A 14324-nucleotide genomic window follows, 5' to 3' on the forward strand; every position below is an offset into this window, starting at 1 on the left:
GCATGGACGAGAACATCAAGCTGCACGGTTTATGGGAACAGGCGGAATGGCGCTGCGCCTGGGAATCGGCCCTGCGCTTCATCCACGAGGACGGGCCCGGGCTCTACGGCCGAAGCCAGGCGGTCACCTACGAGTACGACGGCGACGGCGAGGACATCGCCATCTGCGTCTGGCGCAACAAGCACGGGCTCAATGCAACGCGCGTGTCACTACAGGGAGAAGGGGCATGAGGCAGGTTCTTTATATCGACGACGTGGCCGAGCGGATGGGGATGTCCCGAGACGCCTTGCGATCCGCGGTCAAACGCGGCTATGTCCCGCGGCCCGGGCGGATCGGTAGACGCTGGGCCTGGGATCGGCAGGAGTTCGAGGGGTGGCTATCGGAGCATCTGCGGCGGACGCGGTGCGCCTAATCCATCTTGCGCGCCAGGTCGCTCGCCCGGTGGTTCGCGTAGCGCCTCAACGTCTGCATCGACTTGTGTCCGGTGATCGCGGATACCTCGGTGAGCGAAAACCGGCCCGACTCGACCAGCCGCGATGTCGCCTCATGGCGCAGGTCGTGGAAGGTAAAGCCCTCGACCTCTGCCGCCCGGCGCAGACGCTTCCAGGCCGAGCCGATGCCATCGGCGCACCACGGCCAGACCGCACCGTCGATCCGACGCGGTATTGACTCCAGCGCCGCCACCGCCGCCCTGGACAAAGGCACCTCGCGCGGTTCGTTGGTTTTGGAATCCGGCACGCGCACTACCCGAGCGCGCAGATTCACGTCCGCCCAGCGCATCGCGGCGATCTCGCCGCGGCGCATCCCCGTCTCCAGCGCCACGGTCAGTAGGGCGTCGAATTGCGGGGTGGCGTGCTCACGCAGCCGGCGCTCCTCCTCCGGCTGGAGCCTGCGATCCCGGGCTTGCCCCGGGGAGGGCCACCAGATCGACTCGGTGGGATCACGCAGCCCCTCCATGCGCCACTCGCTGCGCGCTACCGTGTAGAGGTGTGAGAGCAAGGCCAGATCGCGGCGCACGGTGCCCGAGGAGACATCCTCCAGGCGATCATCACGCCAGCGCGCCACGTCGGAGCCGCGCAGGTTGATGAGGGCGTAAGGCGCTAGGCCGGATCGCAGCCACAGGCGGATCCTGCCACGCTCCTGGCTTTGGGATTTCTTGCGCGGGATGACCTCGCGCTGGTACCGATCCAGTGCCTCGGCGAGTGTGGTGCGCGCCGCCTCCCGGGTGTCGATCCACTCGCCGCGGTCCATTTCCGATTCCTGGTCACGGACCCAGCGTTGCGCGTCGGCTTTCGTCGGAAAAGACTTGACCAGCGGCGGGTATCCCTGCCGCCGGATTTGTGCTTGCCAGCGTTTGCCGCGCTTGATGATGGTGGCCATAGGAGGATCATGCCACCACCGCCACTGCGATAGCTAGCTCGCTCCGAGTGCAGCAGTAGTGCAGCAGTTGGCGTTTTCGGAGCGGGGTTGGTGCTGTAAGTATCTGATTTTCTGGTGGCTATGGGTGGAGTCGAACCACCGACCTTCGCATTATGAGTGCGACGCTCTAACCAGCTGAGCTACATAGCCACGTGGCACCGCATATTCTCCGAGCCCGCGCTGATCGTGTCAAGGCTGCGGCCGCCGTGTGCCGGGGCCCTTGGTACGCTGGGCCGGTTCCGTCAGAATAAGTGCCGGGGCGCCCGGACGCGGCAGGTCCGTGCTGTGCGCCAACGACGATCCACCACGAACGACCTGGAGGAGATTCCGCATCCATGCAGATTCAGATCAATCCTGGCGCCGGCGTGCACGTCTCAGACGCGCTGGAAGAAAGCATCCGTGAGGCACTGGGCGCAGTCGACCGGCGCTTCGGGGAGCAGTTGACCCGCATCGAGGTGCACTTCCAGGACATCAACGGCCCCAAGGGCGGGGTCAACAAGCATTGCCGCATCGAGGCCCGCCCCCGTGGGCTGGATCCAGTGCTGGCGGAGAACACCGCCGATGATGCCTACGACGCCGCCCGCGGCGCGGCCAAGAGGCTTGAGCGGGTACTTGAGGGCCGCCTGGGCAAGCTCGCCGACAAGCAGCGCAAGGCCGACCGGAACGCGGAACGGCCGGAGTAAGGCTTTCGGGCGCGGCGGCGGCTGCTGCGCCGCGCCCGCTTTGCCGTCCCGAGGCGGGCGGTGTCAGACGTTGAAACGGAAATGCATCACGTCTCCCTCGTTGAGGACGTACTCCTTCCCCTCCAGCCGCCAACGCCCGGCATCCTTGGCACCCTGCTCGCCGTTGTAAGCAATGTAGTCGTCGTAGGCGACCACCTCGGCCCGTATGAAGCCGCGCTGCATGTCGGTGTGGATGCGGCCGGCCGCCTCGGGGGCGGTGGCGCCGCGGCGCACGGTCCATGCCCGGACCTCCTTCTCGCCAGCGGTAAAGAAGGTCTGCAGACCGAGTAGGTCGTAACCGGCCCTGATCACGCGGTTGAGCCCCGGCTCCTCGAGCCCGTACTCGGCCAGGAACTCGTCGCGCTCCGCGTCATCGAGCACGGCCAGCTCGGCCTCGATGGCGGCGCAGACCGGCACCACCCGAGCACCCTCGCTCTCGGCCAGGGCCTGGACGTCGGCCAGCAGCGGATTGTCGCTAAAGCCGTCCTCAGCCACGTTGGCGATGTACATCAGCGGCTTGAGGGTGATCAGGTGGTAGCCTTGCAGCTGCCGGCGCTCCTCTTCGCTGAATGCCTGGGTCCGCAGCGGCTGCCCCTCGTCGAGGGCCTGGCGGGCTCGCTCGAGTAGATCGCGCAGGCGCACCGCCTCCTTGTCACCACTCTTGGCGGCCCGCTCCTGGCGCTGCAGCGCCCGCGAGACGGTGTCCAGATCGGCCAGCGCCAGCTCGGTGTGGATGGTCTCGGCGTCGGCCCGCGGGTCGACGCGCCCCTCGACGTGGTGGACGTCCTCGCTCTCAAAGCAGCGCAGGACCATGGCCACGGCGTCGGTCTCGCGGATATGGGCGAGAAACTGGTTGCCCAGCCCCTCTCCGCGGGAGGCGCCGGAGACCAGACCGGCGATGTCCACGAACTCCATGGTGGTGGGGATGGTGCGCTCGGGGCGCACCAGCTCCGCCAGCCGGTAGAGCCGCGGATCGGGGACGGCGACGATGCCGACATTCGGGTCGATGGTGCAGAACGGGTAGTTCTCTGCCGGGATGTCGTTCTGGGTCAGGGCGTTGAACAGCGTCGATTTGCCGACGTTGGGAAGCCCGACGATGCCGCAGTTAAATCCCATGGCGCGATCCTGAAAGCGGTTGGGTGACTTGGAGGGCGCGTACAGGCCGGCGGGCCGGCCCGTCTCCCCTAGGCGTGGAGCTGCTGGCAGGCGCGGTCCCACTCCCCGGCCAGCAGACGCGGTATCTCGTCGGCGGCGTCGTCGATGGCCCGTTCGAGCAGGCGCAGCTCGTCGGGGGCCGGACGGGAGAGGACGTGCGGGACCACCTGGTCCTTGTGCCCCGGGTGACCGACGCCGATGCGCAGCCGGGCGAATTCGGCGGTACCGAGGGTCGACTGGATGTGGCGCAGACCGTTGTGCCCGCCGTGCCCGCCGCCCCGCTTGAGCCGGACGCTGCCCGGTGGCAGGTCGATCTCGTCGTGGGCGACCAGGATCGCCTCGGGCGGGATCTTGAAGAAGTTCGCGAGCGCACCGACGGCCTGACCGCTGTGGTTCATATAGGTCATCGGTTTGACCAGCCGGCAGTCGTAGCCGTCGATGAGCACACGGGCACAATCGCCGCGGAACTTGGACTCTTCCCGCAGCTCGCCCCCGTAGCGACGGACCAGCTCATCAACAAGCCAGAACCCGGCATTGTGCCGGGTTCCAGCGTACTTGCTGCCAGGGTTGCCGAGGCCAGCGATGAGCCGGAAATTGCCTTCCCGGCCGGCCACTTCGGCGTTACTCGGACTCGGAGGACTCGGCCTCGTCGCCGCTGCTGGCGCCTCGCGTCTTACGAGTTGCCTGAACCGAGACCACAGGCGCATCGTGCCCCTCGCCCTGTTGCAGCGCCGCCGACTGGACCCCCTCGGGCAGCGTCAGCTCACTGATGTGGACCGCCTGGCCAACCTTGAGGCTGGAAACGTCGATATCGATATGCGGCGGCAGATCCTTGGGCAGGCAGACCACCTCGAGATCGAGCAGGTCGTGGTGGAGCACGCCGCCCTTCTTCACGCCCGGGGACTGCTCCTCGCCGTGGATGTGCAGCGGCACATGCACGGTGATCGGCTGGTCATCGCGAACGCGCTGCAGGTCGATGTGCTGAACCAGCGGTTTGAACGGATGGCGCTGCAGATCCTTGACGATGGCCTGCTCGGTCTCAGAGCCCATCTGGACCTGCAGGATCGTGGAGAAGAAGGACTCCTCCTCGAGCAGCCGGTAGAGCTGATCGTTCTCGAGCGCCACCGGTTGCGGCTCTCTGCCGGCACCGTAGACGACACCCGGGACGCGCCGGGCACGACGCAGACGGCGCATGGCGCCGCGGCCGGTCTCCGTGCGCGGATGCGCGTCGAGCCTCATTTCCACCGTCATGATTGGTTCCACTCCTGGTTGGGAATCACTCCACGAAGAGCTCGCTCACCGACTCGTCGTTGCTGACCCGACGCATCGTCTCGGCGAGGATCTCCGCGATACTCAGTTGTCGAATCTTCGGGCACGCGGCCGCTTGCTCGCCGAGCGGGATGCTGTCGCTGACCACCAGCTCGTCGAGCTCGGAGGCCGCGATCTTATCCACTGCGCTGCCCGAGAGCACCGGGTGGGTGATGTACGCGACCACCTTGCGTGCGCCCCGCTCCTTGAGGGCGCCGGCAGCCTGGCAGAGGGTGCCGGCGGTATCCACGATGTCGTCGACGATGATGCAGGTCTTGTCCTGCACATCGCCGATGATGTTCATGATCGAGGACTCGTTGGGCCGTGGACGGCGCTTGTCGATGATGGCCAGCTCGGCATCGTCGAGCCGCTTGGCCACCGCCCGCGCCCGGACCACGCCGCCAACATCCGGCGAGACCACCACCTTGCGCGGGTAGAGCTGACGCCAGATGTCACCGAGCAGGATCGGCGAGGCGTAGACATTGTCCACGGGGATGTTGAAGAACCCCTGAATCTGATCGGCGTGCAGATCCACGGTCACCACCCGGTCGTAGCCGGCAGCCTGCATCATGTCCGCGACCAGCTTGGCCGAGATGGGCACGCGCTGAGAGCGCGGGCGCCGGTCCTGCCGGGCGTAGCCGAAGTACGGGATCACCGCGGTGACGCGCGCGGCCGAGGAACGGCGCAGCGCGTCAACGATCGCCAGCAACTCCATGAGGTTGTCGTTGGCCGGCTGACAGGTGGACTGCACGACGAAGACGTCCTTGCCGCGGACGTGCTCGTTGACCTCCACCATGATCTCGTCGTCGCTGAAACGGCCGACCACCGCGTGCCCGAGGCGGATCTTCAGATGGGCAGCAATGGCCTCCGTCAGTTGCGGGTTGGAGTTCCCCGCAAAGACCATCATGGGTCCGTTTACTTGCACGGCTAGACGTCCACCTTACAACTCGGTGTGTAGCGGATATGGCTGGGGCGGCAGGATTCGAACCTGCGAATCCCGGTACCAAAAACCGGTGCCTTACCGCTTGGCTACGCCCCAGTTGTTGACAGGTCAGCCGGGGTGAGCCGCCGCCGCCAGCGCAGTGTGCAGCGGAGACCGTTCCACGGCCCGAGCGACGAACCCGGACCACCTCCCGGGCAGGCGCTCTAGGGCAGCTTGCGCTGGCTCTTCGGCCTGGAAGCCGACGAAACAGCAGCTGCCGGTGCCACTCATTCGCGCGTCGCCGTGCCGGGCGAGCCACTCGAGGGCTTCAGCCACCGCCGCCCAGCGGCCCCGGACCACCGGCTCGCAGTCGTTGCGAACGGCGCCGGCGCGAAGGTCGGCTATTGTGATCGGAGACGTATCGCGTGTCAATTCCGGTGCGCCAAAGACTTCGGCGGTGGAGATGCTCGCCCCCGGATCGACCACCAGGTACCAGCGGTTGCCCCCCGGCTCGGCGGGCATCGGTCGCAGGTGCTCGCCCACGCCTTCCCCCCAGGCACTGCGCCCACGGACGAACACCGGCACATCGGCGCCGAGGGCCAGACCGAGGCCCGCGAGCGCCTCCTCGCCCAGCCCGGCCCGCCACAGGTGGTTGAGGGCTACGAGCACCGTGGCGGCGTCCGAGGAGCCGCCGCCAACCCCGCCCCCGGCCGGCAGGCGTTTGTCCACATGGATATCCGCGCCGTACCCGCAGTCGGTGGCCACCTGCAGCGCGTGAGCGGCGCGCACGGTCAGGTCGTCCTCCGGGGCGACCCCGGGCAGATCGCTGCAACGCACGATGTACCCGTCGGAGCGCGGGCGCAACCAGATGCGGTCGCCATAGTCGAGCAGCTGGAAAGCCGTCTGCAGCTCGTGGTAACCGTCGGCGCGCCGACCGAGGACGTGAAGGAAGAGGTTGATCTTGGCCGGCGCCGGCCACACGCTCCACTCAGCCATCCCCGCGACTCCACCCCGACAGCGCCACCCGCATCTGCGTCGAGCCACTATGTAGATCCACGCGGCTGGGCAGGTCCATACCGTCCACTTCGGTCCAGCCCTGGAAGTCCACCTCCCAGCCGGCCTGCTCCAGCCGGTCCGGCCGACCGGCGCGATCCAGACTCAGCTCGTCCACCCCCAGGCCCGCGGCCGGACGGCCAACGATCCAGTCGCGCAGTGCAGTCACCGGCAGCCGGTGGCCGGTCTGCGCGGCCAGCAGATCCTCCGGGCTCTGCGCCGTGGCACTCTGCCCGGCGCCGTCGCGCAGGGTCACCTGACCCGGCTGGCCTTCGATGCGCACGGCACCGGCCCCGAAGGGCCCGGAGAGGTTGATGGTGTAGGACTCGCCCCGCTGCTGCCAGCGCAGGGAGAGGCTGACCGCCTCGCCGTCGGCGCGCAGGGCGGCGCGCCCCCTCACCGACCAGTCGCGCAGCTCGGCGCGCTCCTCCAGGAACGCCTCGTAATGCGCCTGCCGCTCGTCCTCGGGGACGAGCAGCGCGCAGCCCGAAAGCACTCCGACCGCCAGCAGCCCGGCAAGCAGCCGCGCCCCCCATCTACTCGTCATCCAGATCCACCTCGAAATCCTCCAACGTCCGCTCCAGAACCCGTCGGCCGCGTTCGGCGTCCAGCGCCCGGCGCCAAACCTGGCGCGCCTGCTCTCGCTCGCCGAGCTCCCAGAGCACCTCGCCCAGGTGGGCACCGATCTCGCCGTGGGGCTCCTTCTCGAAGGCGCGGCGCAGATAGTCCAGCGCGGCCTCCGGATCTCCCTCTCGGTAGAGCAGCCAGCCCTTGCTGTCGAGGAAGGCGGCGTTGTCCGGCTCCTGCTGCAGCGCGCGCTCGATCAGCTCGCGGGCCTCGGCCAGATCGCGCTCGGCATCGACCAGGGTGTAGCCCAGGGCGTTCTGGGCGTGGGCGTCGCCCGGATCTGCCTCGAGGACCCGACGCAGATCCTCCACGGCGCCGTCCACATCCCCGGTCTCCGCACGCACCAACCCGCGCCCGTATAAGAGGTCCTGATCGTCGCCGTCCGCCTCCAGCCCGCGCTGGTACGCGCCCAGCGCTGCCTCCGGTCGTCCGGCCTCGCGCAGCAGGTGCCCCTCCAGCAGCGCCGTGCGCGACGTCAGCGCCGGCTGCGTCTCGCGCACCCGCTCCAGGTGCGCCAGCGCGTCGTCGGTCTCCAGGGCGCCGGCGTGCCCGGCCTGGAAGGCAACCCGCAGCAGGGTCGCCCCGGCCTCGCGATCCGCTGGCGCGAGCTCGAAGGCCCGCGCGGCCGCCGCCACCGCCTTGTCGTCATCGCCGGCCCGCTCCGCCGCCGCGGCCAGAACCCGGTGCGCCTCTGGCACGTCGGCGTGGACCTCGGCCAGCTCGGCCAGCACGCGTGCAGCCGCTTCGGCGTCGGCCCCATGCCCGAGGAGCATGCCGAGCTGCAGGAAGGCCTGTCCCGCTGTCCCCGGCCAGCGCTCGATGGTCTTCTCCAGCTCTTCGCGCGCGGCAGTCTCGTCACCCCTGCGCAGGGCCAGCAGGCCGAGCAGCTGATGGGCCTCGACCCGCTCCGGGGCAAGCTCCCGCCAGCGCTCGGCGGCCTCGCGGGCCACGCCCTCCTCTTCGAGGACAAAGCTCAGCTGCACCGCCCGTTCGGCCACGCGCTCGTCGCGGCTGACTGCCATGGCCCGGGCGTAGTGGCTCAGGGCCTGGTCCAGCCGATCCCGGCGCACCGCGATCTCTGCAGCTAGCACATGGCGGATGGCCTCATCCCGTGGCGAGGGCTCCCACGGCTCGGCCTCAGGGGCCAGGGCAGCCGTCGGCGCTTCAGCGGGGGGATCGGTATCGGGCTGGGGGCCGGCACACCCGACGACCAGGGCGCAGACGGCCAGCGCGACACCAGGCCGCAGGCGGCGAAACGCCGGACAGCGGCCGCCCCTGGAGAATTCGATCGGATCGGGCATTTTTTCCGTGGGCGAGACGCTTTACCGAAGCGTCCGCATTTCGTAATAATCCGGGTTGACGCCTGATGGTGCCCTAACGAAGCCTAATGACGCCAGTCTCATGCCATTATTTGCAATTGGACTCAATCACGATAGTGCGCCAGTAGCAGTCCGTGAGAGCCTGGCGTTCAACGCCGAGGCCCTCGGGGACGCCCTGCAGAGCGCCCGCAGCGAGACCGGTGCCGACGAGGTGGCAATCCTCTCCACCTGCAATCGCACCGAGATCTACATCCGGCTGCCGCATACGGACCCCGAGGTGGTCATTGGCTGGCTGACCCGCCACCAGCGGGTGGATCTGCGCAAGGTCCGGCCCCACCTTTACGTTCGCCGCAGCACCGAGGCCATGCGCCACCTGATGCGGGTCTCGGCGGGGCTCGACTCCCTCGTCCTCGGCGAGCCGCAGATCCTCGGCCAGGTCAAGGACGCCTACCACAAGGCGGCCAGCGCCGGCTGCCTCGGCGCGGTGCTCGAGCGCCTGTTCCAGCACGCCTTCTCGGTGGCGAAGCAGGTGCGCACCGACACCGACATCGGCTCCAACCCGATCTCGGTGGCCTTCGCCGCCGTGACCATGGCCAAGCAGATCTTCGACGACTTCCCCAAGCGCACCGCGGTGCTGGTCGGCGCCGGCGAGACCATCGAGCTGGTCGCCCGCCACCTGGCACAGCAGGGGATTGGCCAGGTGCTCGTCGCCAACCGCAACGTCGAGCGCGCCAAACGACTGGCCGAAGCCCACGACGGCGAGGCCATGAGCCTCAACGACCTGCCGCGCCGTCTCCCCGAGGCCGACGTGGTGGTATCCTCGACAGGCAGCTCATTACCCATCCTCGGCAAGGGCACGGTCGAGCGGGCGGTACGCGCGCGCCGGCACAAGCCGATGTTCATGCTCGACCTGGCGGTACCGCGGGACATCGAGCCCGAGGCCGGCGAAATGGACGACGTCTACCTCTACACGGTGGACGACCTGCGCGGGGTAGTGGCCGAGAACATGCGCTCGCGCCAGGACGCCGCGACCCAGGCCGAGGCCATCGTCGAGCAACAGGTCCGGCACTATCTCGAGTGGCGCCGCGCCCGCGACGCCGGCGAGGCGATCCGTTCGTTCCGCAACCGGGCCGAGAGCTACGCCCGCGCCACCCGGGCGCAGGCGGCGCGGCAGCTCTCCCGCGGCGAGGACCCCTTTGAGGTGATCGAGTGGTTGACCCACACGCTCACCCGGCGGCTGGTCCACGCCCCCACCGTTGGCCTGCGGGCCGCCGCCGCCAGCGGCGACCGCACGCGGATCCAGCACGCACTGGAGACCCTGGCCATCGACCAACAGCTGGTAGAGAGGTCTAGTGAAGGCGACGATTCGCAACAAGCTGGAGCGGATGGCGGAACGGCACGAGGAGATCGGCGCGCAGCTGGCGGATCCTGATGTCGTCGGCGACCCGTCGAAATTTGCCGAACTTTCCCGCGAATACGCCCGGCTGGAACCCGTCGTCCAGGACCTGAACGCCTACCGCGAGGCGGCCGATGCGGTCGCCAACGCGGAGGCGATGCTCGACGACAGCGACGCCGAGATCCGCGCCATGGCCGAGGAGGAGGCCGACGAGGCGCGCCATCGGCTCGAGGAACTCGAGGGCCGGCTACAACGGCATCTGGTGCCCACCGACCCCGACGACCAGCGCAACGTCTTCCTCGAGGTGCGCGCCGGTACCGGCGGCGACGAAGCCGCGCTGTTCGCCGGCGACCTGCTGCGCATGTACCTGCGCTACGCCGAGCGCCAGGGCTGGAAGACCGAGATCCTATCCGCCCGCGAGGGCGAGCATGGCGGCTACCGCGAGGTCATTGCCCGGGTCAGCGGGCGAAGCGTCTACGCCCGCCTCAAGTTCGAGTCCGGCGCCCACCGCGTCCAGCGGGTACCAGCCACCGAGTCCCAGGGGCGGATCCACACCTCGGCGTGCACGGTGGCCATCCTGCCCGAACTTGACGAGGTCAGCGGCATCGAGATCAACACCGCCGACCTGCGGGTGGATACCTTCCGCTCGTCGGGCGCCGGCGGCCAGCACGTCAACACCACCGACTCGGCCGTACGCATCACCCACCTGCCCACCGGGCTGGTGGTGGAGTGCCAGGACGAGCGTTCGCAAAACAAGAACCGCGCCAAGGCGATGGCGCTGCTCCAGGCGCGCCTCAACGAGCAGGAGCGGGCCCGGCAGCAGTCGGAGCGCAGCGAACAGCGCCGCCTGGCGGTGGGGTCGGGGGATCGCTCAGAGCGGATCCGGACCTACAATTTCCCGCAGGGCCGGGTGACGGACCACCGCATCGGGCTGACGCTCTACAAGATCGAGCAGATCATGGAAGGGGGGATGGATGAACTCCTGGATGGACTGATCCAGGAGCACCAGGCCGAAGCCCTCGCCGAGATCGCCGAGGACTCCGGCTGATGAAACCGCGGCGCAGCGCGTGATCTAGGCCACGCGCTGGCGCTCGCGGATCTCCTCCAGCGACTTGCAGTCGATGCACATGGTCGCTGTCGGGCGCGCCTCAAGCCGACGCAGGCCGATCTCGACCCCGCACTGCTCGCAGTAGCCGTAGTCGCCCGTGCGGATGCTCTCCAGCGCCTGATCGATCTTGCGGATCAGCTTGCGCTCCCGGTCCCGGGCCCGCAGCTCCAGGGCAAACTCTTCCTCCTGGGTCGCCCGGTCCGACGGGTCGGCGTGGTTGTTGGCGTCGTCGCGCATGTGGTGAACGGTGCGCTCCACCTCCTCCTGGAGTTCGCGCTTCCACGCCAGAAGCAGCTGTCGGAAGTGCTCCAGCTGCTCGTCGCTCATGTACTCTTCGGTCTCGCCGGCCTGATACGGCTCAAAGCCCTTGACCGGCATCGCGTGTCTCGTCGGAGCCATACCGCGTCCTCCTCCCTTTGCGGCCCTCGCCGCCCTCAGCGAAGCGCTCGGGCTGTGCTCGCCAGAGCACTAGCCCGAGAGAAATACATCAGCATTTGCGCAGAGTCAACTACAGCAGTGCGCGCTCGCGCAGGCTGCCGCGCAGCTGCCCTGCGGCCTCCCGGAGGACCTGTTCGGTGGTCTCCCAGTCGATGCAAGCATCGGTGATGGACACCCCGTAGTCCAGCGTGCCCGGGTCGGCACCGAGCTTCTGGCTGCCCCATCCGATATTGCTCTCGAGCATCACCCCGACGATCGAGCGGTTGCCCTCGCGGATCTGACGGATGACATCCTCGAGGACCATCGACTGCAGCGCCGGGTCCTTGTTGGAATTGGAGTGGCTGCAGTCGACCACCACGCGCTGCGGCATGCCGGCCTTCTCCAGAGCCTGTTCGCAAAGGCGGATGCTCACCGAGTCGTAGTTCGGCTGCGAGCCGCCGCGCAGCACGACATGGCCGTACTGGTTGCCGCGCGTCCGGATGACCGTGATGCGCCCCTCCTGATCGATGCCCAGGAAGCTGTGGGGCGACGCTGCCGATTGCAGGGCGTTGATCGCCACCGTCTGGCTGCCGTCGGTGGCGTTCTTGAACCCCACCGGAGTGGAGAGGCCGCTGGCCAGCTCGCGGTGGGTCTGGGACTCCGTGGTGCGGGCGCCGATGGCGGTCCAAGAGACCAGATCGCCGTAATACTGCGGCGCGTAGGGGTCGAGGGCCTCGGTGGCCGTGGGCAACCCCATGGCGGCGATCTCGCGCAGCAGCTCGCGCCCCATGCGCAGACCCTTGTCAATCCGGAACGAGTCGTCCATATCCGGATCGTTGATCAGGCCCTTCCAGCCCGTGGTGGTACGCGGCTTCTCGAAATACACCCGCATGACCACGTAGATGTGGTCGCTGAGCTCATCGTGCAGCGCCTTGAGCCGCCGCGCATAGTCGAGCGCCGCCTCGGGGTCGTGGATGGAGCACGGCCCGACCACGGCGAACACGCGCTGATCCTTGCCATCGAGGATATCCCGCAGGGCCTGACGCCCCTCCAGCACGGTCTGCCGGGCGGCATCCGTCAGCGGGACCTCGGCCTTGATCTCAGCCGGAGTCGGAAGACGCTCACCGTTGGCTACGTTGACGTCGTTGACGTTATCGCTCTCTTGCATGTCGGTCTCGAGTCGCCCCGCCCGCCGGCGGGTGGTGAATGGCTAGCCGATCAATAGTAATCGCGCTTGACTCAGACCATCAAGGAGCTTTAGACCGCGTGCCGCACCGCGGCCCGCCAGTAGTAGCCGGGCGAACCGCCGTGCACGGCGGCGGCGTCGATGACCAGCCGCACCACCTCGCCGCCGGCAGCGGGGACGGAGAACATCGGCTCGAGGAGCACCTCCTCGAGCACTGCACGCAGGGCGCGGGCCCCGGTGCCCCGCGCCTGCGCCCGCCGCGCCACCGCCTCAAGGCCGTCGGCGGTGATCTCGAGCTCACAGCCGTCGCGGGCGAACAGGAGCTGGTATTGACGGATTAGGGCGTTGCGCGGCTCGGTCAGGATACGGATTAAGTGCTCGGTGGATAGCGGCTGCAGGCACTCGACCACCGGCAGGCGACCAACCAGCTCGGGGACCAGGCCGAAACGCTGCAGCGCAGCGGCGCGATGGGCCATGGGCGCCGCCGGGCCAGTGGCGGCAGCGGTGAAACCCGCACCCGGGCGCTCGGCGGCGAGGGCCTCCAGGCCCTCGAAGGCGCCGCCGCAGATGAACAGGATCTGGCCGGTATCGACGGTAACCGGGCTGCCCTGGCACCCGGCGCTGGAGACCGTCACCCGGCGCCCTTCGAGCAGCTTGAGCAACGCCTGCTGCGCCCCCTCGCCGGCCAAATCGGGTCCGCCTTCGACCCCACCCCGGGCGGCGAGCTTGTCGATCTCGTCGATGTAGACAATGCCCCGCGCAGCCCGCTCCGGATCGGCGTCACAGGCCGCGAGCAGCCGCCCGATCACCGCTTCGACATCCTCGCCGGCGTAGCCGGAGGCGGTCAGCGTGGTGGCGTCAACGCTCACGAAGGGGACCTCGACGCAGCGCGCCAGGCACTCGGCCAGGTGGCTCTTGCCGGTGCCGCTGGGGCCGACAAGCAGGATGTTGCTCTTGCCCAGCTGCACCGACTCGCCGCGGGCGGCAGCGACCAGGCGTTTGTAGTGGTTGTAGACGGCGACCGAGAGGACCTTCTTGGCCTGCTCCTGACCGACGACGTAGTGATCCAGATAGCGGCGCAGCGACCGGGGCACCGGCAGGGAGGCGAGGATCCGCTGCTGCCGGCGCTCGCGATCGGCCTCCAGCGCTTCGTTGCAGCTGGCGATGCAGTGCTCGCAGATAAACGCCGCCTCGCCGCCGATCAGCGGCCCGGCGACCTGCTCATCGTGCCCGCAGAAGGAACAGCGCCGCTCGGTCTCCTCTGGCACACCCGGGATGCTCTCGGGGGCCTCGAGCCAGGCACCGGACACATCGCCACACCATCCCGGCATTGCACTCTCCCCGCTGCTCGTTTGCCATAGGCCTCACCCTGTTCCAACGGCAGGCCAGCAGGAACCTTGAGAGTGGTATACTCCCGTCCATGGATCGCAAACTACTCGACATCCTCTGCTGCCCGATCACCAAGCGCCCCCTGCAGCCGCTCTCGGCGCAGGAGCTGGAGGCGCTCAATCGCCACATCGCCGAGGGGCAGGCCCGCTACCTGGACGACACGGTGGTGGACGCGCCACTGGACGAGGGCCTGATCACCGACAACGGCAGCCGTATCTACCGGGTGGATGACGGCATCCCGGTGATGCTCGAAGAGCGCAGCATCCCGGGCGCCACCGCCGGGCGCGGCTGAGCGGCGAGACC

General features: G+C 68.5%; 17 protein-coding genes and 2 tRNA genes. 6 read left to right on the forward strand and 13 right to left on the reverse strand.

The genetic code is table 11. The features are described from left to right. The first annotated feature begins 2 nt into the window (after positions 1–2). Entirely contained in the window at positions 3–230 is a 228-nt protein-coding gene (locus LRF89_RS06790; RefSeq protein ID WP_238636821.1) for a hypothetical protein, read from the forward strand. Beyond that, complete coding sequence (locus tag LRF89_RS06795) at positions 227–412, forward strand: helix-turn-helix transcriptional regulator (protein WP_201169749.1); 186 nt, start codon at positions 227–229, stop codon at positions 410–412. Before LRF89_RS06790 ends, LRF89_RS06795 begins: the two co-directional genes overlap by 4 nt. On the opposite strand, the gene LRF89_RS06800 is transcribed toward LRF89_RS06795, so the two are convergent. Together LRF89_RS06800 and LRF89_RS06805 are read right to left on the reverse strand one after the other, a co-directional pair. Beyond that, positions 409–1380 (reverse strand): integrase, encoded by a 972-nt coding sequence (locus LRF89_RS06800; RefSeq protein WP_201169751.1) that lies wholly within the window; start codon positions 1378–1380, stop codon positions 409–411. The genes LRF89_RS06795 and LRF89_RS06800 overlap by 4 nt on opposite strands. Positions 1381–1492: 112 nt before the next feature. Further along, a tRNA-Met gene (locus tag LRF89_RS06805) sits at positions 1493–1569 on the reverse strand. A gap of 185 nt (positions 1570–1754) precedes the next feature. On the opposite strand from LRF89_RS06805, the gene LRF89_RS06810 reads away from it, so the two are divergent. After that, on the forward strand, positions 1755–2102 hold the full coding sequence (locus LRF89_RS06810) for an HPF/RaiA family ribosome-associated protein (RefSeq protein ID WP_201169752.1): 348 nt from the start codon (positions 1755–1757) through the stop codon (positions 2100–2102). Positions 2103–2165: 63 nt separating this feature from the next. Here the strand turns inward: LRF89_RS06810 and ychF are convergent, their stop codons facing one another. The 8 genes from ychF to LRF89_RS06850 form a co-directional block, all read right to left on the reverse strand. Beyond that, entirely contained in the window at positions 2166–3257 is a 1092-nt protein-coding gene (gene ychF / locus LRF89_RS06815; protein WP_238636822.1) for a redox-regulated ATPase YchF, read from the reverse strand. A gap of 68 nt (positions 3258–3325) precedes the next feature. Further along, positions 3326–3910 carry an aminoacyl-tRNA hydrolase gene (pth, locus tag LRF89_RS06820; RefSeq protein ID WP_201169756.1) on the reverse strand — a complete coding sequence of 195 codons (585 nt, stop codon included), beginning with the start codon at positions 3908–3910 and terminating at the stop codon, positions 3326–3328. Between the two features lie 7 nt (positions 3911–3917). Then, entirely contained in the window at positions 3918–4547 is a 630-nt protein-coding gene (locus LRF89_RS06825) for a 50S ribosomal protein L25/general stress protein Ctc (protein ID WP_201169758.1), read from the reverse strand. Between the two features lie 25 nt (positions 4548–4572). Beyond that, the gene (locus LRF89_RS06830; protein WP_201169835.1) at positions 4573–5511 is read right to left on the reverse strand and encodes a ribose-phosphate diphosphokinase; all 939 of its coding nucleotides are present in this window, start codon (positions 5509–5511) and stop codon (positions 4573–4575) included. Between the two features lie 57 nt (positions 5512–5568). Next, positions 5569–5643, reverse strand: a tRNA-Gln gene (locus LRF89_RS06835). A 12-nt stretch (positions 5644–5655) separates the two neighbouring features. Continuing rightward, positions 5656–6522, reverse strand: coding sequence for a 4-(cytidine 5'-diphospho)-2-C-methyl-D-erythritol kinase (gene ispE, locus LRF89_RS06840; RefSeq protein ID WP_201169760.1), 867 nt, complete (start codon positions 6520–6522; stop codon positions 5656–5658). Next, positions 6515–7126, reverse strand: a complete 612-nt coding sequence (lolB, locus tag LRF89_RS06845) for a lipoprotein insertase outer membrane protein LolB (RefSeq protein ID WP_201169761.1) — start codon at positions 7124–7126, stop codon at positions 6515–6517. The genes ispE and lolB overlap by 8 nt, the downstream gene beginning before the upstream one ends. Next, positions 7116–8507, reverse strand: coding sequence for a tetratricopeptide repeat protein (locus LRF89_RS06850; RefSeq protein WP_238636823.1), 1392 nt, complete (start codon positions 8505–8507; stop codon positions 7116–7118). Before LRF89_RS06850 ends, lolB begins: the two co-directional genes overlap by 11 nt. A gap of 100 nt (positions 8508–8607) precedes the next feature. Between LRF89_RS06850 and hemA the strand changes: the two genes are divergently transcribed. Then, complete coding sequence (gene hemA, locus LRF89_RS06855; RefSeq protein ID WP_201169763.1) at positions 8608–9957, forward strand: glutamyl-tRNA reductase; 1350 nt, start codon at positions 8608–8610, stop codon at positions 9955–9957. Beyond that, entirely contained in the window at positions 9878–10969 is a 1092-nt protein-coding gene (gene prfA / locus LRF89_RS06860; protein WP_201169764.1) for a peptide chain release factor 1, read from the forward strand. The genes hemA and prfA overlap by 80 nt, the downstream gene beginning before the upstream one ends. A 24-nt stretch (positions 10970–10993) precedes the next feature. Here the strand turns inward: prfA and dksA are convergent, their stop codons facing one another. The 3 genes from dksA to clpX form a co-directional block, all read right to left on the reverse strand. Continuing rightward, positions 10994–11428, reverse strand: a complete 435-nt coding sequence (gene dksA / locus LRF89_RS06865) for an RNA polymerase-binding protein DksA (RefSeq protein WP_201169766.1) — start codon at positions 11426–11428, stop codon at positions 10994–10996. Positions 11429–11537: 109 nt separating this feature from the next. Continuing rightward, a complete protein-coding gene (locus LRF89_RS06870) occupies positions 11538–12614 on the reverse strand; it encodes a 3-deoxy-7-phosphoheptulonate synthase (protein WP_201169768.1) in 1077 nt (358 codons plus the stop codon). Positions 12615–12703: 89 nt separating this feature from the next. Beyond that, entirely contained in the window at positions 12704–13963 is a 1260-nt protein-coding gene (clpX, locus tag LRF89_RS06875) for an ATP-dependent Clp protease ATP-binding subunit ClpX (protein WP_201169771.1), read from the reverse strand. An 89-nt stretch (positions 13964–14052) separates the two neighbouring features. Here clpX and LRF89_RS06880 point away from each other — a divergent pair, with 89 nt between their 5' ends. After that, a complete protein-coding gene (locus LRF89_RS06880; protein ID WP_201169773.1) occupies positions 14053–14313 on the forward strand; it encodes a Trm112 family protein in 261 nt (86 codons plus the stop codon). The last annotated feature ends 11 nt before the right edge of the window (positions 14314–14324 follow it).

This window comes from Halorhodospira sp. 9621, assembly GCF_022228055.1.
Lineage (GTDB): Bacteria > Pseudomonadota > Gammaproteobacteria > Nitrococcales > Halorhodospiraceae > Halorhodospira > Halorhodospira halophila_A.